At 73.5% G+C, this 24,445-nt stretch carries 24 protein-coding genes; 9 read left to right on the forward strand and 15 right to left on the reverse strand.

Annotation, left to right across the window (positions count from 1 at the left end; genetic code table 11):
- From cysD to AB0E05_RS18845, 4 genes are all read right to left on the reverse strand, one after another.
- On the reverse strand, window positions 1-506 hold a 506-nt coding region (cysD, locus tag AB0E05_RS18830; RefSeq protein WP_361965111.1), incomplete at its 3' end, for a sulfate adenylyltransferase subunit CysD.
- A 2-nt stretch (window positions 507-508) separates the two neighbouring features.
- Window positions 509-1,042, reverse strand: a complete 534-nt coding sequence (gene cysC / locus AB0E05_RS18835) for an adenylyl-sulfate kinase (RefSeq protein ID WP_361964734.1) — start codon at window positions 1,040-1,042, stop codon at window positions 509-511.
- Window positions 1,043-1,062: 20 nt separating this feature from the next.
- Complete coding sequence (locus AB0E05_RS18840) at window positions 1,063-1,764, reverse strand: phosphoadenylyl-sulfate reductase (protein WP_361964736.1); 702 nt, start codon at window positions 1,762-1,764, stop codon at window positions 1,063-1,065.
- A complete protein-coding gene (locus tag AB0E05_RS18845) occupies window positions 1,761-1,940 on the reverse strand; it encodes a hypothetical protein (RefSeq protein ID WP_361534319.1) in 180 nt (59 codons plus the stop codon). Before AB0E05_RS18845 ends, AB0E05_RS18840 begins: the two co-directional genes overlap by 4 nt.
- Between AB0E05_RS18845 and AB0E05_RS18850 the strand changes: the two genes are divergently transcribed.
- On the forward strand, window positions 1,866-2,018 hold the full coding sequence (locus AB0E05_RS18850; protein ID WP_361965130.1) for a hypothetical protein: 153 nt from the start codon (window positions 1,866-1,868) through the stop codon (window positions 2,016-2,018). The genes AB0E05_RS18845 and AB0E05_RS18850 overlap by 75 nt on opposite strands.
- Here AB0E05_RS18850 and AB0E05_RS18855 read toward each other — a convergent pair.
- The 5 genes from AB0E05_RS18855 to AB0E05_RS18875 form a co-directional block, all read right to left on the reverse strand.
- Window positions 2,011-3,708, reverse strand: coding sequence for a nitrite/sulfite reductase (locus tag AB0E05_RS18855; protein ID WP_361964739.1), 1,698 nt, complete (start codon window positions 3,706-3,708; stop codon window positions 2,011-2,013). The genes AB0E05_RS18850 and AB0E05_RS18855 overlap by 8 nt on opposite strands.
- 480 nt (window positions 3,709-4,188) lie before the next feature.
- Window positions 4,189-4,755, reverse strand: coding sequence for a GNAT family N-acetyltransferase (locus tag AB0E05_RS18860; RefSeq protein WP_361964741.1), 567 nt, complete (start codon window positions 4,753-4,755; stop codon window positions 4,189-4,191).
- A gap of 62 nt (window positions 4,756-4,817) precedes the next feature.
- Window positions 4,818-5,549, reverse strand: a complete 732-nt coding sequence (locus tag AB0E05_RS18865) for a class I SAM-dependent methyltransferase (RefSeq protein WP_361964743.1) — start codon at window positions 5,547-5,549, stop codon at window positions 4,818-4,820.
- Between the two features lie 86 nt (window positions 5,550-5,635).
- Complete coding sequence (locus tag AB0E05_RS18870) at window positions 5,636-6,877, reverse strand: GAF domain-containing protein (protein WP_361964745.1); 1,242 nt, start codon at window positions 6,875-6,877, stop codon at window positions 5,636-5,638.
- A gap of 268 nt (window positions 6,878-7,145) precedes the next feature.
- Window positions 7,146-8,783: an acyl-CoA dehydrogenase family protein gene (locus tag AB0E05_RS18875; RefSeq protein WP_361964747.1), complete on the reverse strand. Its 1,638-nt coding sequence runs from the start codon at window positions 8,781-8,783 to the stop codon at window positions 7,146-7,148.
- A gap of 17 nt (window positions 8,784-8,800) precedes the next feature.
- On the opposite strand from AB0E05_RS18875, the gene AB0E05_RS18880 reads away from it, so the two are divergent.
- Together AB0E05_RS18880 and AB0E05_RS18885 are read left to right on the forward strand one after the other, a co-directional pair.
- A complete protein-coding gene (locus AB0E05_RS18880) occupies window positions 8,801-10,027 on the forward strand; it encodes a YihY/virulence factor BrkB family protein (protein ID WP_361964749.1) in 1,227 nt (408 codons plus the stop codon).
- Window positions 10,028-10,051: 24 nt separating this feature from the next.
- Window positions 10,052-10,786, forward strand: coding sequence for a helix-turn-helix domain-containing protein (locus AB0E05_RS18885; protein WP_361964752.1), 735 nt, complete (start codon window positions 10,052-10,054; stop codon window positions 10,784-10,786).
- Here the strand turns inward: AB0E05_RS18885 and AB0E05_RS18890 are convergent.
- Window positions 10,726-11,118, reverse strand: coding sequence for a VOC family protein (locus AB0E05_RS18890; protein ID WP_361964754.1), 393 nt, complete (start codon window positions 11,116-11,118; stop codon window positions 10,726-10,728). The genes AB0E05_RS18885 and AB0E05_RS18890 overlap by 61 nt on opposite strands.
- Before the next feature lie 223 nt (window positions 11,119-11,341).
- Here AB0E05_RS18890 and AB0E05_RS18895 point away from each other — a divergent pair, with 223 nt between their 5' ends.
- Window positions 11,342-12,691 carry a GDSL-type esterase/lipase family protein gene (locus tag AB0E05_RS18895; RefSeq protein ID WP_361964756.1) on the forward strand — a complete coding sequence of 450 codons (1,350 nt, stop codon included), beginning with the start codon at window positions 11,342-11,344 and terminating at the stop codon, window positions 12,689-12,691.
- 74 nt (window positions 12,692-12,765) lie between these two features.
- Here AB0E05_RS18895 and AB0E05_RS18900 read toward each other — a convergent pair whose 3' ends face one another.
- Together AB0E05_RS18900 and AB0E05_RS18905 are read right to left on the reverse strand one after the other, a co-directional pair.
- Window positions 12,766-13,533, reverse strand: a complete 768-nt coding sequence (locus AB0E05_RS18900; protein ID WP_361964758.1) for a CbtA family protein — start codon at window positions 13,531-13,533, stop codon at window positions 12,766-12,768.
- A 9-nt stretch (window positions 13,534-13,542) separates the two neighbouring features.
- The gene (locus AB0E05_RS18905) at window positions 13,543-13,773 is read right to left on the reverse strand and encodes a CbtB-domain containing protein (RefSeq protein ID WP_361965113.1); all 231 of its coding nucleotides are present in this window, start codon (window positions 13,771-13,773) and stop codon (window positions 13,543-13,545) included.
- A 614-nt stretch (window positions 13,774-14,387) separates the two neighbouring features.
- On the opposite strand from AB0E05_RS18905, the gene AB0E05_RS18910 reads away from it, so the two are divergent.
- The 4 genes from AB0E05_RS18910 to AB0E05_RS18925 all read left to right on the forward strand — a co-directional run bounded on the left by AB0E05_RS18910 (window position 14,388) and on the right by AB0E05_RS18925 (window position 17,455).
- Window positions 14,388-14,942 (forward strand): histidine phosphatase family protein, encoded by a 555-nt coding sequence (locus AB0E05_RS18910; protein ID WP_361964760.1) that lies wholly within the window; start codon window positions 14,388-14,390, stop codon window positions 14,940-14,942.
- A 210-nt stretch (window positions 14,943-15,152) separates the two neighbouring features.
- Complete coding sequence (locus AB0E05_RS18915; protein WP_361964763.1) at window positions 15,153-15,662, forward strand: SigE family RNA polymerase sigma factor; 510 nt, start codon at window positions 15,153-15,155, stop codon at window positions 15,660-15,662.
- Window positions 15,655-16,062, forward strand: a complete 408-nt coding sequence (locus tag AB0E05_RS18920; protein ID WP_361964765.1) for a hypothetical protein — start codon at window positions 15,655-15,657, stop codon at window positions 16,060-16,062. The genes AB0E05_RS18915 and AB0E05_RS18920 overlap by 8 nt, the downstream gene beginning before the upstream one ends.
- Window positions 16,063-16,186: 124 nt before the next feature.
- Window positions 16,187-17,455: a hypothetical protein gene (locus tag AB0E05_RS18925; protein ID WP_361964767.1), complete on the forward strand. Its 1,269-nt coding sequence runs from the start codon at window positions 16,187-16,189 to the stop codon at window positions 17,453-17,455.
- 22 nt (window positions 17,456-17,477) lie between these two features.
- Here AB0E05_RS18925 and AB0E05_RS18930 read toward each other — a convergent pair whose 3' ends face one another.
- Window positions 17,478-18,596, reverse strand: a complete 1,119-nt coding sequence (locus AB0E05_RS18930; RefSeq protein ID WP_361964769.1) for a serine hydrolase domain-containing protein — start codon at window positions 18,594-18,596, stop codon at window positions 17,478-17,480.
- A gap of 185 nt (window positions 18,597-18,781) precedes the next feature.
- Between AB0E05_RS18930 and AB0E05_RS18935 the strand changes: the two genes are divergently transcribed.
- Window positions 18,782-19,582, forward strand: a complete 801-nt coding sequence (locus AB0E05_RS18935) for a DUF1775 domain-containing protein (RefSeq protein ID WP_361964772.1) — start codon at window positions 18,782-18,784, stop codon at window positions 19,580-19,582.
- A 73-nt stretch (window positions 19,583-19,655) separates the two neighbouring features.
- Here the strand turns inward: AB0E05_RS18935 and AB0E05_RS18940 are convergent, their stop codons facing one another.
- The gene (locus AB0E05_RS18940) at window positions 19,656-22,412 is read right to left on the reverse strand and encodes a SpoIIE family protein phosphatase (RefSeq protein WP_361964774.1); all 2,757 of its coding nucleotides are present in this window, start codon (window positions 22,410-22,412) and stop codon (window positions 19,656-19,658) included.
- Between the two features lie 138 nt (window positions 22,413-22,550).
- The gene (locus AB0E05_RS18945) at window positions 22,551-24,314 is read right to left on the reverse strand and encodes an FAD-dependent monooxygenase (RefSeq protein ID WP_361964776.1); all 1,764 of its coding nucleotides are present in this window, start codon (window positions 24,312-24,314) and stop codon (window positions 22,551-22,553) included.
- Window positions 24,315-24,445 lie beyond the last annotated feature (131 nt).

Below are 24,445 nucleotides of genomic sequence, written 5' to 3' on the forward strand. Positions count from 1 at the left end.
CGCGGATCCCACTGCGAGAACGCGTCCCGCAACGAGAACACCCGCTCCTTCGCCCGCGCCTTCTCCTCGTCCCGACGCCCCCCACCGAACACCGCGTCAAACCGATGCCCGGCAATCGCCTCCGTCAACGGCAACGTCTGCAACGGATTCCGCGTCCCGTCCGCCCGCTCCGTGAGCACCCCACGATCGATGTACTCCTGCACCGACGCCACATGCAACGTCAACCCGAACCGCTCCACCGTCCGGTCACGGAACTCCAACACCTCAGGAAAGTTGTGCCCCGTGTCCACATGCAACAACGCAAACGGCACCCGCGCCGGCGCAAACGCCTTCACCGCCACATGCAACATCACGATCGAGTCCTTGCCCCCGGAAAACAACACCACCGGACGCTCGAACTCCCCCGCCACCTCCCGCACCACATGAACCGACTCCGACTCCAACGCATCCAAATGCGACAAGGCGTACGGACTGTCCTCCACGTCGGCGCGCACGCCGGTCACCAGGCTCACACCAGGCCCCTCTCGGTCAACAGCGCGAACACCGCGTCCGCGGACTCCGCCACGGTCTGGTCCTGGGACCGGACGCGCAGGTCCGGGGAGACGGGCTCCTCGTACGGGTCGTCCACTCCGGTCAGTCCGCTGATCTCGCCCGCCGCCTGCTTGGCGTAGAGCCCCTTCACGTCGCGCTCCGAGCACACCTCCACCGGTGTCGCGATGTGCACCTCGACGTACGGGGTGCCCGCGGTCTCGTGGCGCTTGCGGACGGCCTCCCGGCTGTCCGCGTACGGCGCGATCACCGGGACGAGCACGTGCACGCCGTGCGAGGCGAGCAGTTCGGCCACGAAGCCGATGCGCTGGACGTTGGTGTGGCGGTCCTTGCGGTCGAAGCCCAGGCCCGCGGAGAGGAACTCGCGTATCTCGTCGCCGTCCAGCACCTCGGTGCGGTGGCCGGCCGAGCCGAGCTGTTCGGCCAGGGCGTACGCGATGGTGGTCTTCCCGGCGCTGGGCAGGCCAGTCAGCCAGATGGTGGCTCCGGTCATGGCAGTCTCCTGAGTCGTCATCAGCCGTGCAGCCCGCATTCGGTCTTGCCCCGTCCGGCCCAACGGCCGGCGCGGGCGTCCTCGCCCGCCAGGACCCTGCGGGTGCAGGGCGCACAGCCTACGGAGGCGTACCCGTCCATCAACAGGGGGTTGGTGAGGACGCCGTGCTCGGCGACGTACGCGTCCACGTCGTCCTGGGTCCACCGGGCGATCGGCGACACCTTCACCTTCTGCCGCTTCTCGTCCCAGCCGACGACCGGGGTGTTCGCCCGGGTCGGGGACTCGTCGCGGCGCAGGCCGGTCGCCCAGGCGTCGTACCCGGCCAGCCCCTGCTCCAGGGGGCCGACCTTGCGCAGGGCGCAGCACAGGTCCGGGTCGCGGTCGTGCAGTCTCGGCCCGTGCTCGGCGTCCTGCTCCGCCACGGTCTGGCGCGGCGTGATCGTGATGACGTTGACGTCCATCACGGCCTCGACGGCGTCCCGCGTCCCGATCGTCTCGGGGAAGTGGTAGCCGGTGTCGAGGAAGACCACGTCCACGCCCGGCAGGGCCCGGGACGCGAGGTGGGCGACGACCGCGTCCTCCATGGAGGAGGTGACGCAAAAGCGCGGGCCGAAGGTCTCGGCAGCCCAGGTCAGGACGGCGAGTGCGGGCGCGTCCTCCAGGTCGCGACCGGCGCGCTCGGCGAGGCCGCGTAGTCGTTCGGCAGTCTGAGTGACCGTCATATGTCGTTCTCTCCACTGTCGTTGCGCTGAAGTCCACGAGCCAGCAGCCCGAGGAACTTCAGTTGGAAGGCTCGACTGCACGCCGCGCATTCCCATGCGCCGTGTCCTTCTTCGCTGGGGCGCAGGTCCTCGTCCCCGCAGTAGGGGCAGTAGAACGGCGCGGCCCGCTCGCTCATGCCGTCCTCCTGTTCGTCGACGTCCTGGTGGGGGTGGTGGAGAGGGTGGTGCAGTACTGCGGGGGGACGCTCACCTGAGCGCCTCCTCGGCGGCCCTGGCCGCCCAGGTGGCGAAGCGCTCGCCCTCGGTGCGCTGCTGCTGGAAGCGGCGCAGCACGCGCTCCACGTAGTCCGGGAGCTCGTCCGCGGTGACCTTCAGGCCCCGGACCTTGCGGCCGAAGCCGGGGTCCAGGCCCAGCGCGCCGCCGAGGTGGACCTGGTAGCCCTCGACCTGGTTGCCGTCGTCGTCGAGGACGAGTTGGCCCTTGAGACCGATGTCCGCGACCTGGATGCGCGCGCAGGCGTTCGGGCAGCCGTTGAGGTTGATCGTGATGGGCTGGTCGAACTCCGGGATGCGGCGCTCCAGTTCGTCGATGAGGGAGGCGCCCCGGGCCTTGGTCTCGACGATGGCGAGCTTGCAGAACTCGATGCCGGTGCAGGCCATCGTGCCGCGGCGGAACGGCGAGGGCGTCACCCGCAGGTCCAGCGCCTCCAACCCGGCGACCAGCGATTCGACCTGGGGCTCCGCGACGTCGAGCACGATCATCTTCTGCTCGGCGGTGGTCCGCACCCGGCCGGAGCCGTGCTCCTCGGCCAGTTCGGCGATCTTGGTGAGGACGGTGCCGTCCACCCGGCCGACGCGGGGTGCGAAGCCGACGTAGAAGCGGCCGTCCTTCTGCCGGTGCACGCCGACGTGGTCGCGCCACTGCTGCTGGGGCACCTCGGGCGCCGGCCCGTCGGCGAGCTTGCGCAGCAGGTACTGGTCCTCCAGGACCTGGCGGAACTTCTCCGGGCCCCAGTCCGCGACGAGGAACTTCAGCCGGGCGCGGTTGCGCAGCCGGCGGTAGCCGTAGTCGCGGAAGATGGCGATGACGCCCTCGTAGACGTCGGGCACGTCCTCCAGCGGCACCCAGGTGCCGAGCCGGACGCCGAGCTTGGGGTTGGTGGAGAGGCCGCCGCCGACCCAGACGTCGAAGCCGGGGCCGAGTTCCGGGTGGTGCACGCCGACGAACGAGACGTCGTTGATCTCGTGCGCCACGTCCAGCAGCGGGGAGCCGGAGATCGCCGACTTGAACTTGCGGGGCAGGTTGGAGAAGTCCTTGTTGCCGATCACGCGGCGTTGGATCTCCTCGATCGCCGGGGTGCCGTCGACGATCTCGTCCTCGGCGATGCCGGCGACGGGCGAGCCGAGGATCACGCGGGGGGTGTCGCCGCACGCCTCCGTCGTCGACAGGCCGACGGCCTCCAGGCGCCGCCAGATCTCGGGGACGTCCTCGATGCGGATCCAGTGGTACTGGACGTTCTGCCGGTCGGTGATGTCGGCGGTGCCGCGGGCGAACTCCTGGGAGATCTCGCCGATCACCCGCAGTTGGCGGGTGGTCAGCCGACCGCCGTCGATCCGGACCCGGAGCATGAAGTACTTGTCGTCCAGCTCCTCCGGCTCCAGGATCGCCGTCTTTCCGCCGTCGATCCCGGGCTTGCGCTGGGTGTACAGACCCCACCAGCGCATCCGTCCGCGCAGGTCGGCGCCGTCGATGGAGTCAAAACCCCGGTGGGCGTAGATCGTCTCAATACGTGTCCGTACGTTGAGACCGTCGTCGTCCTTCTTGGTCTGCTCGTTGGCGTTCAGGGGCGTCATGTGGCCCACGGCCCACTGACCCTCGCCGCGGTGCCGGCCGGTTTTCCGGCGGGGTGCGGCGGGGGCGGGCTCGGGAGGCGTGGCGGCCATGGCGGTGTCCTTCGAGGCAGCAGGAGGGCGGCTCTGAGCTGCACACTCGCTGGACGCGCGACGGTGCGCAGGGTGCGGTGTGCGGGGGGAGCAGGGCGTGCGAAAGCGCTGAAAGCGGGGCGAAGCGAAGGCGAGCAGGCAGGTGCGTGCAGAGGTGAAACGCGGCAGGCGGATCAGATCAGGCGGCGGAGATGCTCGGCTGGTGCGACCGGGTACGGCTGTGCGGTGAGCGTCAGCCGGCGGGACAGATGGCGCTGGACATGCGGCCGTGGTCGACGTGCCGCCGACTCACCAAGGCGATTCCAGGTCGAGACATGGGGGAAGCGTGGCACGGCGATCCGAGGCGAGTCCACCATTATCCGAATAGTGGACAATGATGTCTCGCCTGATGAGATGATGTGTGATCAGTTCACTACCGCCCGACCCGGGCGCCGGCGCACCCGGGTCGGGTCATGAGGGGTCGTGCGGAGCGCGGGGCGTTCAGCCCCGGGCGCCCGGCCAGGGGCCCGGGGTGGGCTGCTCGGGCTCGTCCGTCTCTTCCGTCGTGAAGAGCGTGAAGCCGCGCCGGACGTAGTTGTCCATGGCGTGCGGACCGTCCTTGGAGCAGGTGTGCAGCCACACCCGCTTGGTCGGCGCGAGCCCGGGCCAGCGGTCCGCGAGGTCCCAGGCGCGGGCGGTGGCGTACGAGAGCAGGTGTCCGCCGATGCCGCGCCCGCGGAAGGCGGCGATCAGCCCGAAGTAGACGATCTCCACCGAGCCCTCGTCCTGCGCCTGGATCTCCGCGTACCCCGCGGGCGTCCCCTTCTCGTACGCCACCCAGGTCTCGGTGCCGGGCCGGGCCAGCGCCTGCTCCCACTGCTCGTACGTCATCGGGAGCCGGTCCGTCCAGGTGACGTCCCCGCCGACGGCCGTGTACAGGAACCGGCTGAACTCGGGCGAGGGCACCTCGGCCCGGACGACGGTGACGTCCGCGCCGGCGGGCCGGGCGGGGCGCAGGTCGGCGGGCGAGGTCTGTTCGAGGGACCAGGTGGTGACGCGGATGCTCATGCGGCCAGGGAACCACGTGTCCGCGCCCGCCCCCAAGCGGGGTGGCTCCCCGGCCGCCCCGGTCACGCCTTCTCGTACACCGAGACGTGGCTGCCGCTGTCCCGGGTGAAGGGGGAGCGGTCCCAGCCGGCCCAGCGGTGCCGCAGCCGCAGCCCGGCGAGCCGCGCCATCAGGTCCAGCTCGCTCGGCCAGACGTAGCGCAGCCGCAGCGGGCTCAGCCGGGTGCCGGCCTCGCTGAAGGCGACCCGCTGGAAGGTGATCGCCTGCTCCACCGGGTCGTGGACCAGGAACTCCATCCGCACCGAGTCCTCGGTCAGCCCGCGGGTGGCCACCCGCTGGTGCCGGTCGAACTGCGCCAGGTCGACGAGGAACCCCTCGACCACGAAGACCCCGCCCGGCGCCAGCACCGCCGCCACGTTGCGGAAGCAGTCGATCTGGCGCTCCTGGCTCGGCAGGTTGTAGAGCGTGTTGTAGACGAGGTACGAGAGGTGGAAGGGGCCCTCCACCGCCACGTCGGCCATGTCGCCGATCGTGACCGGGATCTCGGCGCCACCCGGCTTGGCGCGCAGCTGCTCCACCATCGCGGGTGAGCCGTCGATCCCCTCCACCCGCACTCCGCGCTCGGTCAGGGGGAGGGCGACGCGGCCCGTGCCGATGGCGAGTTCGAGGGCGCGTCCGCCCTTGGGCGTCAGCTCGGCCAGTACGTCAACGGGGCCGGCGGGATCGATCCAGTTGCGTTCGTCGTAGTCGGTTGCGTAACGGTCGAAGAAGGCGGGATCGTTGAGTCCTGTCACGGCGCAGGAGTCAACCAGCCCGCCGTTCGCGGGCGCGAACGATTATCGCGGTGATGGCGCCGCCGGCGGGGTCAACGGTCCCCGGATCAACAGGAGTAGGGGTCCGCGTGCGGGCTGCGCAGCACCTCCACGTCGATGCCGTCCGCGAATCGATAGGGCCGGCTGGCGAGCACGTGGGGGAGTTGGCGGCGTAGCCGGGACATCTCCGCGCGGACGGTGACCGTGCGCGTCGGGTCGCCGAACAGGTGCTCCGCGAGCTGGGCCGCGCTGCGGCCGTCGCGGTGGACGGCGAGCGTGCACAGCAGCTCCGCGTGGCGCGGGCTCAGCTCCTGCACCCAGCTGCCGGCCTCCCCGGAGACCGTCGCGGTCGCGTGCCGGGGCCGGCTGAGGTCGAGGGCGATCCTGGCGACCGGGCCGGGGCCGCCGAGGCCGGTGACCCGGACGAGCCAGCCGCCGGGTACCGGCTCGACGGTGGCCGTGCCCAGGGAGGGGATCCAGCACGGGCCGGCCGCGGGGTGGCGGGGCAGTTGCAGTCGGCCCGGCGGAGGCGGCATGCCGATGACGGCCGCGGGCCAGCCGTTGGCGTCCACCACCACCGCCCGCCCGGTCATCCTGCCCAGCAGTGGCAGGGCGACGCTCCGCAGCCGCTCCAGCGCCGTGAGGTGACGGGTGCGCAGCTCCGCCTCGGCGAGCCGGGCGACGGCCGTGACCAGCGGCAGCGTGGTGGGGTGCACGGTGGCGAGCGGACCGCTGACGTTGACGACGCCGATCAGCCGGCCGTCGCGCGGGTCGGTGACCGGGGAGCCGGCGCACGTCCAGGAGTGGTACGCGGCGACGAAGTGCTCCGCGGCGTGCACGTGCAGCGGCCGACGGGCGATCAGGACCGTGCCGATGCCGCTGGTCCCGGTCAGCTCCTCGCTCCAGTCGGAGCCGACGACGAAGCCGTGCGTGTCGCCCTTGCGCAGCACCGTGGCCTTGCCCTCGCGCCACAGCAGGCGGCAGTCCGCGTCCGCGACGGTCACGATGTGCTGGGCCGCGTCCGCGATGGACACCAGGCCCTCGCGCAGCACCGGGAGGACCTCGCGCAACGGGGACTCGCCGCGGCGCCGTTCGACCTCGTCGCGGGGGAGCATCCCGGGCCGCCTCCCCCGGTCGGGGTCGAGCCCGGTCCGCAGCAGCCGCTGCCACGACTCCTCGATGTCCGCCCTGGGTCCGACCGGCGAACGACGCCCGCTGAGCGTGGCCTCCCGCACCCCCTTCAGCAGTCTGGTGGCCTCCGCCAGGTCCATGGCGGCGAGCTGGGCCAGATCGATCGGCTTGGTGGCCACGACGCGGAGGTCCTCCTCGGCCGCGGTACGGCTGGCGTACCCGTGATGCGGCGATAGTTCGCAATGGCTGCAACCCCCTGCAACCCTCGCGAATGGGCGTGCGTGTGTACGAAGGTGTACAGCGCGAGGGGTGGTGCCGTGTCGGCGCAGCACCACCCCGACCATGATCATCTTTGTGGGCGGCGCCCGCAATACCGGGTGCCAAACCCTTTTGATCGCGATGCCCGCAGAAGCGCGGCGCGCCCCAAACGCCCGTTCGGCGCCGCCGTCACACCACCGCCCGCGCCCGCTCCACGATCGCCTCCGTCGGCAGCCCGCCGGGCAGCGTCCCGAACGCCGCGCCCCACTCCCCACCCAGCCGCGACGCACAGAACGCGTCCGCCACCTCCGACGGGGCCCAGCGCACCAACAGCGACCCCTGGTGCACCAGCGCCATGCGCTCCACCAGCCGCCGCGCCCGCCCCTCGATGCCGTCGAGGTCGGCCAACTCGGTCAGCAGGTCCTTGATCGCCCCGTCCAGCCGGTGGTCCGCACCGCGCGCCTGCCCGACCTCCTGGAGGAACGCGTCCAGCGCCCCCGGCTCCTTTTGCAGCGCCCGCAGCACGTCCAGCGCCTGGACGTTGCCCGCGCCCTCCCAGATCGAGTTCAGCGGCGCCTCGCGCAGCAGCCGCGGCATCCCGGACTCCTCCACGTACCCGTTGCCGCCCAGGCACTCCAGCGCCTCGCCCACCGTCGGCGTGCAGCGCTTGGTCACCCAGTACTTCGCCGCCGGCACCGCGAGCCGCAGCAGCGCCCGCTCCTGGTCCGTGTCCGCGTCGTACGCCGCCGCCAGCCGCAGGGCCAGCACTGTCGCCGCCTCCGACTCCAGTGCCAGGTCCGCCAGCACGTTGCGCATCAGCGGCTTGTCGATCAGCAGCCCGCCGAAGGCGCTGCGGTACGCCGCGTGGTGCACCGCCTGCGCCACCGCCTGACGCATCTGCGCGGCCGAACCCACCACGCAGTCCAGCCGGGTGGCCGCGACCATCTCGATGATGGTCCGCACGCCCCGGCCCTCCTCGCCGACCCGCCGCGCCCACGTGCCCTCGAACTCCACCTCGCTCGACGCGTTGGAGCGGTTGCCCAGCTTGTCCTTGAGCCGCTGGATGCGGAAGACGTTGCGCGTGCCGTCCGCCAGCACCCGGGGCACCAGGAAGCAGGTGAGCCCTCCCGGGGCCTGCGCCAGCACCAGGAAGCCGTCCGACATCGGGGCCGAACAGAACCACTTGTGCCCGGTCAGGACGTACTCCCCGGCCCCGCCCGCCAGCGGCACCGCCGACGTCGTGTTCGCCCGGACGTCGCTGCCGCCCTGCTTCTCCGTCATCCCCATGCCGAACAGGGCGCCCGGCTTCCGGCCGGCCGGCAGCAGCTCCTTCGCGTACACGTGCGAGGTCAGCCGGGGCTCCCACTCGGCCGCCAGCTCCGGATCGGTCCGCAGCGCCGGCACCGCCGCGTGCGTCATCGACAGCGGACAGCCGTGCCCGGCCTCCGTCTGCGTCCAGACCAGGAAGCCGGCGGCGCGCCGCACGTGCCCCGCCGGCCGCCCCCAGGCGTCGGTGAGCCCCGCACCCACGGCGTGCCCCAACAGCCGGTGCCAGGAGGGATGGAACTCGACCTCGTCGATCCGGTTGCCGTACCGGTCGTGGGTCCGCAGCTTCGGGGGGTTCTCATTGGCCAGCGCCCCCCACTCCTGGGCCTGCGCCGACCCCGCGGTACGACCCAGCCCGCTCAGCTCCTCCCGTACGACCTCGCTCAGCTCCGGCGCCACATGGCGCTCGACGGCCTCGGTCAGCGCACGGTCGGACGCGTAGACGTCGTACCCCACCAGGGGCGGAGCCTGGTTGGTCACTGTGTGGGTGCTAGTCGCCATGCCGATACGGTAAGGAGGTGCAGGCAGCAAAAGAAACACCCGAACGGTCATCGGGCCGGCTCCACAGGGCCCGCGTCCTCTACCGGAACGTCTCCAAGCGGAGGATGGCCTGGTTGCTGCTGAAGGACACCGTCAACTCCTGCATCGAGTACCGCATCCTCGGCCTCGCGGCGGAGGCGGCGTTCTTCACCCTGCTGTCGCTGCCGCCGCTGATGATGGGTCTGCTCGGGCTCCTCGGCTACATCGACTCCTGGACCGACACCACCACGGTCGCCTCCATCGAGCAGAACATCCTCGGCGCGGTCGGCACCGTGCTGTCCGACCGGGGCGTCAACGACATCGCCAAGCCCCTGCTGTCCGACGTCACCCACGGCGGCCGGCCCGACCTGATCTCCATCGGCTTCGCGATCGCCCTGTGGTCCGGTTCCCGGGCGGTGAACGTCTTCATCGACACCATCACCGTCATGTACGGCCTCGACGGCCACCGCGGCATCGTCGCCACCCGGCTGCTGGCGTTCCTGCTCTACCTGGTCGCCCTGCTCATCGGCGCGGTCGTGCTGCCGCTCGCGGTCGTCGGCCCCGACCGGGTGGTGGAGCTGGTGCCCTGGGGCAACACCGTCGTCACCGTCCTGTACTGGCCGGTGGTGATCCTGCTCTCCGTCGCCTTCCTGACGACGCTCTACCACGTCTCCGTGCCGGTGCGCTCGCCCTGGATCGAGGACGTGCCCGGCGCGCTCGTCGCCCTCGGCATGTGGGTCCTCGGCAGCTTCCTGCTCCGGATCTACCTCACCAGCACCGTCGAGGGCCCCACGATCTACGGCTCCCTGGCCGCGCCCATCGCGGTGCTGCTGTGGATCGGCATCTCCGCCTTCGCCGTGCTCGTCGGCGCGGCCGTGAACGCGGCGATCGACCGCGTCTGGCCGTCCGTCGCCACCGCGGCGGCGCGCGCCGCCAACGAGCGGCTGCGCGAGGCGCAGGCGGTGGAGGTGCTGGCCCGGGCGCAAGCGGCCCGGCTGTACGAGGGATACGCAGACGACGCGGACGACGCTGACGCCGCCGACGCGGACGGCGGCTCCGGCGACATGCCGTCGGAGTTCCCCGAGCGCTGGTCCCGCTTCCTGCCCCCGGACGACGTGAAGTCCCGCATCCTGCACCCGGCCAAGACGGACCGCCCCGACGCCCAGAGCAAGCCGGGCCCCCCGCCCGAGGTCAACGGGCGCAACCGCCCCACGGACGGCCCCTGAGGCCCCTTACGTAACCTCGGAACCATGTACCAGGAACGCCCCAGCGCCGCCGTGGACGGCGCGGTGCTGTGGACGCGGGAGCAGACGGCCGACGCGCCGGCGCGGCCGGTGCTGCCCGACGGCTGCATGGACCTGTTGTGGACCCCGGGCCGGCTCTTCGTGGCCGGCCCGGACACCCGGGCGTACGCACCGGGGGAGGGCGGTCCGCGCCGGCACGCGGGCGTGCGCTTCGCGCCGGGCACCGCGCCCGCCGTCCTCAAGGTGCCCGCGCACGAACTCCTGGACCGCCGGGTGGACCTGGCCGACCTGTGGGGCGCCCGGGCCGCGCGCCGGCTGACGGAGCGGATCGACGCCGCGCCCGACCCGGCCGCCGCCCTGGAGGACGTCGTGCTCGCCCGCGCGGCCGACGCGCCCTTCGACCCGCTGCTGCGCGAGGTCGCCCGGCTGCTGGACGACGGGGCGAGTGTCGCCGCGGCGGCCGGTGCGGTGGGCCTCGGGGCGCGCCAGCTCCACCGCCGCGCCCTGGTGGGCTTCGGCTACGGACCCAAGACCCTGGCCCGGGTGCTACGGCTCCAGCGGGCGCTCGCGCTCGTCTGGCGCGGCGCGCCGTACGCGGGGGCCGCGCTCGCCGCGGGCTACGCCGACCAGGCGCACTTCGCGCGGGAGGTGCGGGCCCTGGCCGGCATGACGCTCGGCGACTACTGCGCGTCGGCGAAGAGCGAGACGCCCGCGCCGTCGGGGTCGAGCACGACGGCGTAGCGCTGCCCCCACACGGCGTCCCACGGCGCCAGATGGCTGCGGTAGCCGGCGTCGACGAGCTCCGCGTGCAGCGCGTCGACGGCTTCGGGGCCCTCGCAGCGGAAGGCGAGGCCGAGCCGGTCGCCGCCCTGCGGGCGGGTCCAGGCGGGGTCGTAGGTGCGCACCACGTCCTCGGTGTCCCACAGGACGCGCAGCCCGCCCGGGAGGACGGCCTCCACGTGCGCAGCGGCGTCCGCGTCGGCGGGCAGGTCCAGCCCGAGGCGGCGGTAGAAGGAGAGGGAGGCGGCCATGTCGGCGGCCACGATGCTGATCGCGTCGAGTCGTACGGTCATGTCCCCACCGTAGGAGCGGGCCGCGCGGCAGGTCTTGAACGAATCGGACACCCCCCGGAGTCGACGGCGCGGCGGCGGCCCTGCGGCCGATCCGAACGGGTGATCTCCCGGCGCCACGGGCGTGGCCAGCCGTCCCGGGCGCGCACCGGGCCACTCAATGAGGACCCAGGGGGGCCACGGAACGACCCGACCCCACGGAAAACACCGACCGAGGACTCCACCGATGACCGAACTCCCCACCGGGGCCCCCGCGGCCCCGCCCCGTCAAGGCCGCAGGACCCGCCGCACCCGCACCGCCCTGGTCGCCCTGTGCGCGCTGGCCGTCGTCCCCGCGGCCGTCGCCCTCGGCTCGCCCGCGGCGACCGCCGCCGCCCCGCGGCCCCTGGCGACGGAGCCCGCCGAGCCGGCGCCGGCCACGCCCCACCCGGGCACGCCCGGCGAGGGCGTCCCCCAGCCCGACATCACTCACCAGACGGACCCCAAGCCGACGCCCGCGCGGCCCCGGGTGGTGGTGACCGTCGGCGACGGCTTCCTGGCGGGGGAGGGCGCCCGGTGGGCGGGCAACGCGGAGGGGCTGAAGAACAACGGCGGCGTGCCCCAGGAGCTGAGGGACGCCACCGACCGCACCCGGTCCGCGGGCGTCGCCCTGGAGAAGATCTACACCGCCGACTGCCGGCGCTCGGACGCCGTGGTGTTGGCCGCCGGCGACGCCGGCCGCCACCTCAACATCGCCTGTTCGGGGGCGGCGACCGAGCAGTTGTCGCGACCGGTGGAGACCCAGGAGGCCCAGCTGGAGCAGTTGCGGAAGCTGGCCACCGAGAACGACGTGAGCGCCGTGGTCGTCTCGGTCGGCGGGACGGACGTCCGGTTGACGGACACCATGGCGACCTGCGCCGACGCCTGGAAGGACAACCGTTACTGCTCCACCGACCCGGCGATCACCGGCCCGGCCGGCGAACGCACCGCGGCGGTGGGGGAGAAGGTCGCCAAGGCCGTGCGGGCGGTGCGCGCCGCGGTGGAGGGCACCGGGTCCGCGCCGCGGATCGTCCTCCAGTCCTACCCGCTGCCGCTGGCGTCGGGCGAGGCGCCCGCGACCGACGCGCACGACGAGAACAGCTGGGACCGCTGGAGCGCGTACGGCTGCCCCTTCTACAACCGTGACCTCCAGTGGCTCGCCAAGGACATCGGGCGGGCGCTCAACGCCGAGATCAAGAAGGCCGCGAAGGCCGAGGGCGCGGACTTCGTGGAACTGGGCCGGCTGCTGGAGGGCCACCAGGTGTGCGGCAGCCAGCCGCTCCAGACGTCGTTCGCGGCCGACGGCACCGTGACGTCGCCGACCGCCGCGCAGGCGCAGTGGGCCCGCTACGTACCCCGGGCGCGGGTGCAGCTGCCCGCCGACGAGGCGCGGGAGGTGCTGCACCCCAACTACTACGGGCAGCAGGCGCTCAGCCACTGCCTGACGGAGGTCGTCGGCAAGCTCACCGCCACGCCCGACCAGCCCGCGACCCGTGCGCGCTGCGTGGGCGCGGCCGACCGCGCACCGCAGCAGATCACCGTCTCCTACGGCGGCTGAGCGGGCTTGGTCTGTGCGCCCCCACCGGGCATCCGATCGCATCCGGTGGGGGCGCACGGCTGTGGTCGGTCGGCTCAGCCGACCGGTGCGGAGGTCCTTGCCGCGGGGGTGCGGCGGTCGGCCCTGCGGGGTGTCAGCAGCCGCTCGGCCAACTCGCCGAAGACCAGCCCGAAGACGGTCCACAAGGTGGCGTGGATCGCCAGCGTCGCCAGCCGGAACTCCCAGACCACGGCCGCCGGGAAGCCCTCGGGCACCTCGTCGAAGGACGGCAGGAAGGCGAAGGCCAGCCCGACCGCGACGACGAACCCGGCCGCCGCCGCGACGGTGGCGTTCCAGTTGCCGAGGCGGGGCGCCAGCCGCTGGCCGACGAGGATCGCGGCGACCGTGAGCAGCACGCTCAACACGATCATCAGGAAGTAGAGCGTGGTGCGCTCCCCGATGGTGTCGGGGTCGCCGACGGCGGGCGGGTTCGGCGGGTACTTCAGATACGGCACGACGTACGCGCCGAGCAGGGCGCCGCCCGCGACCAGCGCGGCGGTGGCGCGCGGCCCGAACCGACCGATGCGGCCGAGCGCCACGCAGTACGCGAGCCCCGCGATGCCGCCGACGGCGACCCCGAAGACGAGGACGCCGGTGGCGAGCCCGGCGGTGGACTGCACGGTGCGGCTGACGAGTTCCTCGCCGCCCTCGTGGTGGCCCTCGCTGTGCGCCTCCTCGAAGGCGATGGCCGCATCGACCGGCCCCTCACCGAGGAAGTACGCCACGACCAGTGCGAACGCCCCGGCGATCAGGCCCGCGAGCATGCCCCGCACGAGCAGGGCCCTGACGGATGTCGAGTTCATCGGCGGTCGTCAGTGGCAGGGGAAGCCGAGCAGATGACGGCCGTCGTGCACCCATTCGTGCACGGTCTCCCCGGAGATGACGGCGACGGCGCCCTGTTCGGCGCCGACGAAGTAGAGCAGCACCAGCATCAACACGCCGAAGAACGCGGCCCACGGGGCGACGGCCTTCAGCGAGATGGGCGTGACCGCGGCGCCCGGTGCGGTTGCGGAACCGGTGACGGGTGCGGCGGCAGGGGTGATGGAGTGGGCCATGGCAGAACCTCCAGTGGGGAGCGACGCGTCCCGTTCGTGGTGCCTTGAGAGTGCCTCGGCGAAGGTGTGGGGTCTGACTGCCCGTCCCCTGCGGTGCGTGTTGCTCGGGGCGGGTTCACAGTGGCGCGACCGTGCCGGATTCCCACCGGACTTCCGTCACACCTTCGTCATGTACACGTGACCGTACCGCGTGCGACCCCGTCGCCGCCACGCCCTGAGGCAACCCCGAGGGCACCCCTTGGTCAAGACTCGCCCAAGCCAGACGGGGTTGGGGGCTCGGGGGAGCTCGGGCGATGCGGCGCCATCGCCGTTCCCCCGCGGGAGCGTTGGCCCCGACGCCCCGGTGGTGGGTTTCTCGCGCGGTTCCACCCCCTACGCCCAGAGGGCGTGGTGGTACCCCCAGCGCCCCTGGGTTGCCTGGGCGTACCGAGCGTGTGAGGTGAGGGGCCTGGGCACGTCGCTCATCCGTGGGCGGAGTGGGCTTGCCAACGCCCGCAGGGCGTGGCATTCAGGGGCGCGGGGAACTGCGCGAACAAGCCCCACCGGAGCGTCGGGGCCAACGCTCTCGTCGAGAAACGGCGGGTATGCCAAGGGGGAACGGGATGACCTTGCGGGTGATGTTGTTGGCGACCGGGGGCGCCCTGGACGGGGCGGACGCGGTGTTCGGGGGCGAGGGCGGGGTGGGGGGCCGCGAAGAGGTCGCCGTTCGCGGGGTCGCGGGGCGCGTGGCGCGAGCGGGCACCACGTACACCGGGCCGTCGAAGCGCTGTCGGGAGACCGCCGACGTCCTCGGGCGAACCGCCGCCGTCGAAGACGCCCTCGGCGACTGGGACATGGGGCGGTGGCGCGGGCGCACCCTCGCGGACGTCGCCGCGGGGGAGCCCGACGCCGTTGCCGCATGGCTCGGGGACCCCGCGGCGGTGCCGCACGGCGGCGAGTCGCTGCTCGCGCTGTGCGAGCGCGTCGGCGGCTGGCTGGACGGGCTCGCCCACGCAGGGCGGGTGCTCGCCGTCGCCGAGCCCGCCGTCGTGCGCGCCGCGGTCGTGCACGCGCTGCGCCTGCCGCCGCCGGTGTTCTGGCGGCTGGACGTACGGCCGTTGGCGGTGACGGAGCTGTCCGGACGATCCGGCCGTTGGAACCTGCGCCTGGGCGCGTGATCTCGCCCACACCCGCGGCGCGGCCGGACGCGGGCCGGCCCGCACCCCGGGCGTCGAACGCCGCCGCGAGGCGCGGGAGTCCCCACCCCCGGCACCGGGCGCGCGCCCGTACGCGTACCCGGCGACCCGCCGTCCCACCCGCCGCACCGCCGCGTAACGTCAGCGGGTACCCGTACACCTGCCCCGTACATCTGTGAGGAGAGCCGACGTTTGACCGAGGAGGAGTTCGAGGACTTCTACGCACGCTCCGTCCACCGGCTCACCGGGCAGCTGTACGTCATGACCGGTGACTTCCACGAGGCGCAGGACGTGGTGCAGGAGGCGTTCGTACGGGCGTGGGGGCACCGCGGCAAGCTGGCGGAGGACCTCGGGCCGGAGGCGTGGGTGCGCACGGTCGCGTGGCGGCTCGCGGTGAGCCGCTGGCGGCGGGTGCTGCGGGGGCAGCGGGCCTGGCGGCGCCGGGCCGATGCGACGGTCAGCGCGGGACCCGACCCGTCCGCGGTCGACCTGGAGCGGGCGCTGCGCGAGCTGCCCGCCCGCCAGCGGCTGTGCGCCGCGCTGTACTACGTGTGCGACCTGTCCGTGGATCGGATCGCCGCCGAGACCCGACGGTCCACGGGGACCGTCAAGACCCATCTCTCCAGGGCGCGCGGCAAGCTCGCCGCCCACCTCATCGACCGCGCCCAGCACGTACCGACCGGGGAGAGCCGCGATGCCTGACCACGACGAGTTGGTGGCGGACCGGCTCCGCACCGCGGCGGAGCTGGCCGCGCGCCGCGCCAGGCCCGTGGACGCCCGCACCATCGAGGCCCGCGGCCGGCGTCGCAGACGCCGCAGGGCGACCGCGGTGACGGGCGCGGGCCTGCTGTGCGCGGCGGCGTCGGTGGTGGCGCTGTTGGTGACGGGCCGCGGCGGCGAACCGGCGCCGCCCGCCGTGCCGTCGGTCGACGTGAGCCCGCCCGCGCCGGCCACCACGGACCCGACGCCCACGGCCGACCCCACGCGCACCGGTCCCACGGGCGACCCGACCGCGCCGCCCGCCACCTTCCCGGGCAACGCGCCGACCGCGTCGCCGACCTCCCCCGAACTGCCGCGGGGCGCCACGCCTTCGGGCGGCTGAGCCCGGCCCGCGACCGGGCCGCGAGGAACCGGGAACCCGCGCGACGTGATGCGCGTCACGCCATGTCAACCAGAGTGCCGTCGAGGAACGTAAGGACGGCGAAGTCCGACCTGCGAGGAGCACGATGGCCGATCCGATCCTGACCGACGCCCCGACGTCCGCCGCCGGCACCTCCCTGGTGCCCGCGCAGCCCGGGCCGTCGAAGAAGACCCCGTCAGCGGCGGACGGGGAAGCGGACGCGGAAGGGCCCACGGCGTCGGCCCCCGACGGGCGTCCCGGCGCCGGCGGGCGCGTCGTGCGGACCGTCCTCGGCACGTACGTGTCGAGCACCCTCGTCCACCTCGCGGTGCTGGCCGTGATGATCCCGCCCGGCGGCCCCGGCATACGCGACCGGCTGCTGGCCTGGGACGCGCTGCTGTACCTGGACATAGCCACCGACGGGTACCCCGAGGGCTTCACCCGTACCGAGACGGGCGAGATCGGCGGCAACAACCTCGCGTTCTTCCCGCTCTTCCCCCTGCTCACCGGGGGACTGCACCGCGCCACCGGCCTCGACGCGGGCGCCGCGGCCCTGGTGATCGCGCATCTGTCGCTGGTGGGCGCGATGTTCGCCGTCCACGCCCTGCTGACCCGGCTGTACGACCAGCGCACCGCGACGGTGGGGATCGTGCTCCTCGCCGGCGCCCAGCCGATGGCCCTCACGTTCCTGATGGGCTACAGCGAGGCCCTGTTCGTCGCCCTGGCCGCCGCCGCCCTGCTCGCCGCGCACCGCGGCGCCTGGCTGACCGCGGGCTTCGCCGGACTGCTGGCCGGGCTGACTCGCCCCGCCGCCTTCGCCCTCGCGGTGGCGCTCGCCCTGGCCGCCCTGCTCGCCCTGCGCCGCGCCGGGCGCCTGGAGTGGCGCCCCCTCGCGGCGGTGGCGCTGGCCTGCGTCGGAACCCCCGCGTACCTGCTGTGGGTGGGCGTGCGCGCCGGCCAGTGGGACGCCTGGTTCCTGATCCAGGAAGCCGGTTGGGGAACCGCCTGGGACAACGGCGCGGGCTTCTTCTCCTTCCTCCGGGACACCTTCGAGCGCGGTGACGGCTGGGTGCCGGTGAGCACCGCGGTGCTCCTCGTCGGCGCGGTCGTCGCCACCGCGGTGGCCTGGCGCCGCGACGCCTGGCCCCCGCTGCTGGTGTACGGCACGACGGTGGTCGTCCTGACCCTGGCGCAGAGCAACTACTACCACTCCAAGCTGCGGCTCCTCGTGCCCGCACTGATCTTCCTGCTGCCCTTCGCCCGGGCACTGGGCCGGGCCCGGCCCCGTACGGCCGTGCTCGTCCTGGTGGGGGCGACGCTCTTCGGCAGTTGGTACGGCGCGTACATGGTCACGGTCTGGCGGTACGCGATCTGAGCCAGGACCCCCGGGGCGGCGCTCAGCTCTCCATCGGGGTCACGGTCAGGTCGTCGCCGAGGGCCGCCGCGATGCGCGCCGCGCGCCCGTGGTCGCCCAGTCGGCGGGTCAGATAGGCGACGGCGTGGCCCTGCCCCGGCGACCACCAGCCCGCCGAACCGCCGATGCCGCCCTTGGCGATCTTGTGCCGGTCGACGAGCAGCCCCAGGGTCCAGGTCAGCTCGGTGTCGAAGAGGTCGTCGTGGCCGGTGACCTGGGGGGTGACGTACGCCTGGTGCAGCTCCCGGCCCAGCAACTGCCGCAGCGGTCCGCCCGCGTCCGTGAGCCGGGAGAAGAACCGGGCCACGGACGAGGCGTCGGCGTGCAGGTTCACCGCGCCGAACACCGACCGCCGCCAGTCGGCCGAGTTCGTCACGGCGGGGTCGAGCGGGCCGGCGGGGACCTGGAGCCAGGGGGCCGAGGGGAGTTCGGCACGCCACGCCGGATGCGCGTGCTCCAGGTCGGCGACGCGCCCCAGGGCGTCGTCCGGCACCCCGAACCAGGCGTCGAGCCCGAGGGCCGGCCGCACCTCCTCGTTGAACAGCTCGCCCAGGGTGGTCCCGGCGCCGGCGCGCAGGGCGCCGTCGATCAGATGGCCGTAGGTCAGCGCGTGCTCGCCGATGCGGGTGCCGGGCGCGTACTCCAGCGGCGCGGCGGCCAGGCTCGCGCGCAGCGCGGCATCGTCCAACGGGTCGAGGCCCGCCGCCGACGCGGGGAAGCGGGGCTGTCCGGCCTGATGGGTGAGGACGTGCCGCAGGGTGACCCGGTCCTTGCCGTTGCCGGCGTACTCCCGCCAGGTGTCGGCGAGCGGGCGGTCCAGCTCCAGCGATCCGGCGCGGACGGCCACCAGCGCGGCGAGCGCGGTGAAGGGCTTGGACACCGAGTACGGCTGGACGAGGGTGTCGTGGCGCCAGGGCCGGGTGCGGCCCGCGTCCGCCCAGCCGCCGCCGAGCCGGACCACCTCCTCTCCGTTGCGCCAGACGGAGAGGCCCGCGCCGGTCTCCTGGCCCTCGTCCACCAGCTCCTGGAAGACGCGGCGCACCGCTTCGTATCCCTCGGCGGTGGTGCCGTCGACAGCCTGCGGGGTCTGCTGGGTCGCCATGACGAACTCCTCTGCGCCCAAGGGCATTCGGACGCCTCCCAATATACCCCATGGGGGTATCGGCATCTTGAGGTCGATGATCGAACAGGCCCGATTCCAGGGTGCGTTCGGGAATGATGTTCCCGTCACCCCCAGGACGCGGCACCAACGGCGTCGCTCGCGCACCGCACGATCCGAGGAGAACCATGAGGACGTCCCGACTGTCCCGCGCCGCCCGGCGCACGGTGCCCGCGGCTGCCGCCGTGCTCGTCGCCGTGCTCGCCCTCGCCCCGTCGGCAGCGGCCCACGCCCACGTCGAGGCGTCCGAGGCGCGCGCCCTCGCCACCAACGTGACCGTGACGTTCACCTCCGAGGCCGAGTCGCGCAAGGCGGGCCTCAGCGCGATCCAGGTCGTGCTCCCCGAGGGCATGTCGCCCGGCACGGTCAGCCTGAAGCAGGCGCCCAAGGGCTGGCGGTTCGCCCAGAACCAAGGCGGATACCTCGTCAGCGGCAAACCCCTGGCGATCGGCACCGACGCCGTGCACAGCGTCGTCGTCCACCAACTGCCGGACGTCAGGAAACTGGTGTTCAAGGTGATGGAGACCTACGCGGACGGCCAGGTCGCCCGCTGGATCGAGGTCCCCGAAGGCGGCGCGAAGTCCGAGAACCCGGCGCCGGTGCTGGCGCTGAAGCCCAAGGCCCCCGACGCCAGGCCCGTCCCCTTCCGCCCCACCGCCCCGCCGTCGAACGTTCCCGGGCAGCCCGCGACATCCGCCGGCCCCGACCGCGGCACGGACTCGCCGACCTCGGTGCCCTCGGGCTCCGCCGCGGCCACGAGCCCGTCGGACGCGGCCGGCTCGGCGGCACAGCCGAAGGCGAACGCCGACGGCGGCGACGACGACGGCAACGGGGCGCTCGTCGCGGTCACGGCCGGCGTGCTCGTCGTGGCGGCCGGCGCCGGCGGCGCGCTCTGGTACGTCAAGCGCCGCCGCGACACCGCTTCCTGACGCCGGGGCCTGTCTCACGGATCTTGCTGGGCTCCAGCCTGATCCGAACGAAAGACCCTAGGGGCACGGCGGTTCAGTCGTCCGGCGGCTCGTCCCGGGACAGCGGCTGCTCGGTCCAGATGACCTTGCCGTCCGTCGTGTAGCGGGTGCCCCAGCGGTCCGCGAACTGCGCCACCAGGAACAGCCCACGGCCGCCCTCGTCCGTGTTCGCCGCCTGGCGCAGATGCGGGGAGGTGCTGCTGTGGTCGGACACCTCGCAGATCAGGGCCCGGTCCCGGATGAGCCGCACCCGGATCGGGCCGACGGCGTAGCGGATGGCGTTGGTGACCAGTTCGCTGAGGATCAGCTCCGTCGTGAACGCCTCCTCCTCCAGGCCCCAGTCGGTGAGCGTACGGGCCACCCGGGCCCGTACGTCGCCCACCGCCGACGGATCCGACGGCACGGCCCACTCGGCGACCTGGGAGGGGCTCAGCAGCCGGGTGCGGCCGACCAGCAGCGCGATGTCGTCGCGGGGCTTCTCGGGCACCAGGGCCGTGAGCACCGCGTCGCAGGTCTCCTCGGGCGGGCGGTCGCCGTGACCGGACAGGACGTCGCGCAGCAGGGCGAGCCGCTCGTCGATGTCGTGGTCGCGGTCCTCGACGAGCCCGTCCGTGTACAGCACCAGCGTGCTGCCCTCGGGCAGCACCATCTCCAGCGTCTCGAAGGGGAGCCCGCCCAGCCCCAGCGGCGGCCCACCGGGCACCGCGGCGAACGCGGCCGTGCCGTCCGGGTGGACCACCAGCGGCAGCACGTGGCCGGCGCGGGCCATCGTGCAGGCGCCGGTGGCCGGGTCGTAGATGGCGATCAGACAGGTCGCGCCGGTGATCCCGGCCTCCGGCTGGACCACCAGCCCCGGCTCGGCGCCCGCGTCGCCCGCCGACCCCGCGGACTCCGGGAGGCCCTCCGTCTCCTCCTGGTCGAGCCGGGCCACCAACTCGTCCAGGTGCCACAACAACTCGTCCGGCGGCAGATCGAGGGTGGAGAAGTTGTGCACCGCCGTGCGCAGCCGGCCCATCGTGGCGGCGGCGTGCAGCCCGTGCCCCACCACGTCGCCGACCACCAGCGCCACCCGGGACCCCGGCAGCGGGATGATGTCGTACCAGTCGCCGCCGACCCCGCCGAGGCCCGCCTGCGCCGGGCGGTAGCGGTACGCCGCGTCCAGCGCGTTCTGCTCGGGCAGGCCGCGCGGCAGCAGGCTCCGCTGGAGCGTGACCGCCATGGTGTGCTCCCGGGAGTAGCGGCGGGCGTTGTCCACGCTCACCGCGGCCCGCGCCACCAACTCCTCCGCGAGGGAGAGGTCGTCCTCGTCGAAGGGCTGGGGCCGGTCGGCGCGCCAGAACATCGCCACCCCGAGGATCGCCCCGCGGGCCCGCAGCGGCACCGCGACCATCGAGTGGAAGCCGGCGGCGACCAGCCGGCGCGCCCGGGACTGGGACTGCTGCTCCCACCCGCCGTACCCGGCGAGGTCCGCTTCGAGGACGCCCTCGCCGTTGATGATGCCCGCGCCCAGCGCCGTCGAGGGCAGGAAGCGGATGGTGGTGCCCAGCGCGAACAGCGCCGTGTCGTCGCGCGGCCCGCTGAGGGCGGTGCGCCGCATGTCCGCCTCCGCCCCCGTCGACGTCGGCTCCTCGCCCCGCAGCACCGCCTCCACCAGATCGACGGTCGCGTAGTCCGCGAACCGGGCCGCGGCGAAACCCGTCAGCTCCTCGCAGGTGCGCACCACGTCCAGCGTGGTGCCGATCTCCTCGCCGGCGTCGTACAGCAGCCGCAGCCGTTCGCGGGCCACGTCCACCCGGCCGCTGAGCGCCTCCAGCTCCGTGGAGTCCCGGATGGTGGCGACCGTGCCGGGCGGGCCGCCGGCCTGGTCCGTGGTGCGCTGGTTCACCGCGAGCAGCCGCTGGCCGACCCGGTACACCTCGTCGTTCGCGATCCGACCGTCCGCCAGCAGCCGGGCGGTGTGCGGGTCCAGGTCCAACTCGTCGACGGTGCGGCCCTCCACCTCGGCGGGCAGCCCCAGCAGCCGCCGGGCCTCGTCGTTGACGAGGAGGATCCGCCGGTCCTCGTCGAGGATGAGCACGCCCTCCCGCACCGCGTGCAGCACCGCGTCGTGGTGTTCGTACATCCGGGTCATCTCCTCGGGACCCAGACCGTGGGTCTGACGCCGCAGCCGCCCGGTGACCAGGGCCGTGCCGACGGTGGCGAGCAGCAGCACGCCGGCGGCGACGCCGAGCAGCAGCGGGAACTGCTCCTCGACGACCCCTCTCACCCGCTCCAGCCGCACTCCGGCCGCCACCAGTCCGATGACGGTGCCGTCGGAGGCGTGGACCGGCACGGTGGCCCGCACGTACGGGGCGAAGGCACCGTCGAGGTGCTCGATGGTGGTGCCCCCCTTCAGCACCGGCTCGATCGGGCCGGTGAACTTCTTCCCGATGAGGTCCGGGATGGGGTTGGTGTACCGCACGCCCTCGGTGTTCATGACCGTGATGAAGTCCACGCCCGCCGGCTTCCGGGCGGCTTCGGCGCGCGGCTGGAGCACGGCGGTGGGGTCGGGGCTCCCCAGCGCCGCCTCCATGCCGGGCGCGTTGGCGAAGGTCTCCGCGACGGCGAGGGCCCGGCGCTGCGCCTCGCGGTCGCCGTCCGACTGCGCGTTGAAGAAGAGCGCGGTGATGCCCGCGGCGACGAGCAGGACGACGATCAGGACCTGGAGGAGGAAGACCTGGCCCGCGACGGAGCGCACGGTGAGCATCCCCAGCAGCGCACGTAGGCGTGGGCGACCGGATCGTACGGTCATGTCCTCTTTCTACACCTCCCTCAGGGGGCGGGCCAGCCGCGCACGGTGGGGTCGGACGTCGCACGCACGGGCCACTCGGCGGCGGCCGGGGAGGGACCCGCGCGGCCCGGGCGGGCCCCGCGGGTCGGCGCCGCCGGCTCAGACGCGGGAGCTGCTGGGGTCGTTCACCTCCCCGGCGAGCATCCTGACCTCCTGGTCCGGGCTCCGCGTGTCCAGGCTGAACACCGCGGTCAGGGCTTCGGCCACCGCCGCCTCCGGAGCCGGTACGGGACCGGCCGCACGCCAGGCGACGAAACCGTCCGGCCGTACGAGCAGCGCCCCGCCGGGCTCCACGCCGTGCACCGCGGCCCAGTCCACCTCGTCCTGGGGCACCAGGTCCGCACCCGGGCCGTGGCCGAAGGCCAGCACCTCCAGCGGCACCGACAGCCGGGCCGCGTCGTGGCGGGCCGCCTCGCACCACACGGACCCCTCCCCGCACAGCAGCACCGGCACCCGCTCGTACAGGTCGAGCGTGGAGATCCGCTCGCCCGCGCGGGTCACCCACAGGTGCGGCGCCCGGGTGCCCGGCTCGGCCGTGATCCGCATCCGGTCCGGGACGACCGGCATCTCCGCGTCCGCGCCGAACACCGCGCCCTCGGGATAGCAGTAGCCCATGGCGACCGTGAGGACGTCGCCCTGACGGGTGTTCGCGGACGTGGTGGGCGCGTACCCCGGGTGGCTGTGCTCCGCCGAACGGGCGGAGGCACGGGCGCTGGTGGCCCGGGCGACCGGGAGGCGCTCGGTGCCGTACGTCTCCAGCAGACCGGGTCCCGCCCAGCCGCGCAGGACGGCCGCCAGCTTCCACGCCAGGTTGTGCGCGTCCTGGATGCCGGTGTTGGAGCCGAAGGCGCCCGTGGGCGACATCTCGTGCGCGGAGTCCCCGGCGAGGAAGACCCGTCCGGACGAGTAGCGCTCGGCGACCCTTTCGGCCGCGTGCCAGGGCGCCTTGCCGGTGATCTCCACGTCGAGGTCCGGGACGCCGACGGCGGCCCGGACGTGGTCGCTGCACCGCTCGTCGGTGAAGGCGGAGAGCGGCTCGCCCTCCTCGGGGTGCCACGGCGCGTGGAAGACCCACAGCTCCCGGTTGTTCACCGGCAGCAGGGCCCCGTCCGCGCCCGGGCTGGTGAGGTAGCAGACGATGAAGCGCCGGTCGCCGACGACCTCGGCCAGCCCGTGCGAGGTGAAGGTCATGCTCACGTTGTGGAACAGCTCGCCGTTCCCGCTCTGCCCGATGCCGAGCTGTGAGCGCACCGGGCTGCGCGGCCCGTCCGCCGCGACCAGGTAGTCCGCCCGCACCCGGAAGCGCCCCCCGGTCTCCCGGTCCTCCACGACGCCCGTCACGCCCTGCTCGTCCTGCTCGAAGGAGAGCAGTTCGTGGGAGAAGCGCAGATCGGCCCCGTACTGACGGGACCGCGCGTCCAGCACCGGCTCGATGTCGTTCTGGCTGCACAGGCACCAGCCGCTGGGGCTGATCCTGGTGTGGCCGCCGCCCGGGTCGATCTCCCGGAACAGCCACTCCTCGCCGTCCCCCGTCAGGGAACGCGCCTGGAGGATCCCGTGGTTGTCGGCGAGCACCGCCGACGCCGCACGGATCTCCCGCTCCACCCCGGCGACCCGGAACAGCTCCATCGTGCGCAGGTTCATCCCCCGTCCGCGCGGATGCGCGGAGGTGCCCGAGTGCTTCTCGACCAGCAGGTGCGGAATGCCGTGCCGGCTCAGGAAAAGGGACGTGGCCAGGCCCACCAGGGACCCGCCCACGACCAACACCGGCACCCGGTGCGCGGGCGCTTCGTCGGTCGGTGCGGCGGATGCGGTCGTCGGCTGCTTCGTGGGTTCGTCCATGGCGTTCGTGGGCTCTTCCATGGCTTCTGTGTGCCCGGTGCAGGAACGGTTCCCCCGCCCATTCACCCGCATGGTGTCCATCTCTCGCGCCGCCCGCGCCGGCGGATCACGATCGGATCACGGGAGCGCCCCGGCACGTCGGGGCGACCGCG

Source organism: Streptomyces sp. NPDC048057 (assembly GCF_040653095.1).
Classification (GTDB): Bacteria; Actinomycetota; Actinomycetes; order Streptomycetales; family Streptomycetaceae; genus Streptomyces.

Coding starts and splice junctions, on each gene's coding strand:
- AB0E05_RS18840 (WP_361964736.1), bottom strand. CDS start 1,764: ATGACGGTCACTCAGACTGCCGAACGACTACGCGGCCTCGCCGAGCGC.
- AB0E05_RS18860 (WP_361964741.1), bottom strand. CDS start 4,755: ATGAGCATCCGCGTCACCACCTGGTCCCTCGAACAGACCTCGCCCGCC.
- cysC (WP_361964734.1), bottom strand. CDS start 1,042: ATGACCGGAGCCACCATCTGGCTGACTGGCCTGCCCAGCGCCGGGAAG.
- AB0E05_RS18875 (WP_361964747.1), bottom strand. CDS start 8,783: ATGGCGACTAGCACCCACACAGTGACCAACCAGGCTCCGCCCCTGGTG.
- AB0E05_RS18945 (WP_361964776.1), bottom strand. CDS start 24,314: ATGGAAGAGCCCACGAACGCCATGGACGAACCCACGAAGCAGCCGACG.
- AB0E05_RS18885 (WP_361964752.1), top strand. CDS start 10,052: ATGTACCAGGAACGCCCCAGCGCCGCCGTGGACGGCGCGGTGCTGTGG.
- AB0E05_RS18930 (WP_361964769.1), bottom strand. CDS start 18,596: ATGGCGACCCAGCAGACCCCGCAGGCTGTCGACGGCACCACCGCCGAG.
- AB0E05_RS18910 (WP_361964760.1), top strand. CDS start 14,388: ATGACCTTGCGGGTGATGTTGTTGGCGACCGGGGGCGCCCTGGACGGG.
- AB0E05_RS18940 (WP_361964774.1), bottom strand. CDS start 22,412: ATGACCGTACGATCCGGTCGCCCACGCCTACGTGCGCTGCTGGGGATG.
- AB0E05_RS18890 (WP_361964754.1), bottom strand. CDS start 11,118: ATGACCGTACGACTCGACGCGATCAGCATCGTGGCCGCCGACATGGCC.
- AB0E05_RS18925 (WP_361964767.1), top strand. CDS start 16,187: ATGGCCGATCCGATCCTGACCGACGCCCCGACGTCCGCCGCCGGCACC.
- AB0E05_RS18845 (WP_361534319.1), bottom strand. CDS start 1,940: ATGAGCGAGCGGGCCGCGCCGTTCTACTGCCCCTACTGCGGGGACGAG.
- AB0E05_RS18895 (WP_361964756.1), top strand. CDS start 11,342: ATGACCGAACTCCCCACCGGGGCCCCCGCGGCCCCGCCCCGTCAAGGC.
- AB0E05_RS18900 (WP_361964758.1), bottom strand. CDS start 13,533: ATGAACTCGACATCCGTCAGGGCCCTGCTCGTGCGGGGCATGCTCGCG.
- AB0E05_RS18935 (WP_361964772.1), top strand. CDS start 18,782: ATGAGGACGTCCCGACTGTCCCGCGCCGCCCGGCGCACGGTGCCCGCG.
- AB0E05_RS18920 (WP_361964765.1), top strand. CDS start 15,655: ATGCCTGACCACGACGAGTTGGTGGCGGACCGGCTCCGCACCGCGGCG.
- AB0E05_RS18855 (WP_361964739.1), bottom strand. CDS start 3,708: ATGGCCGCCACGCCTCCCGAGCCCGCCCCCGCCGCACCCCGCCGGAAA.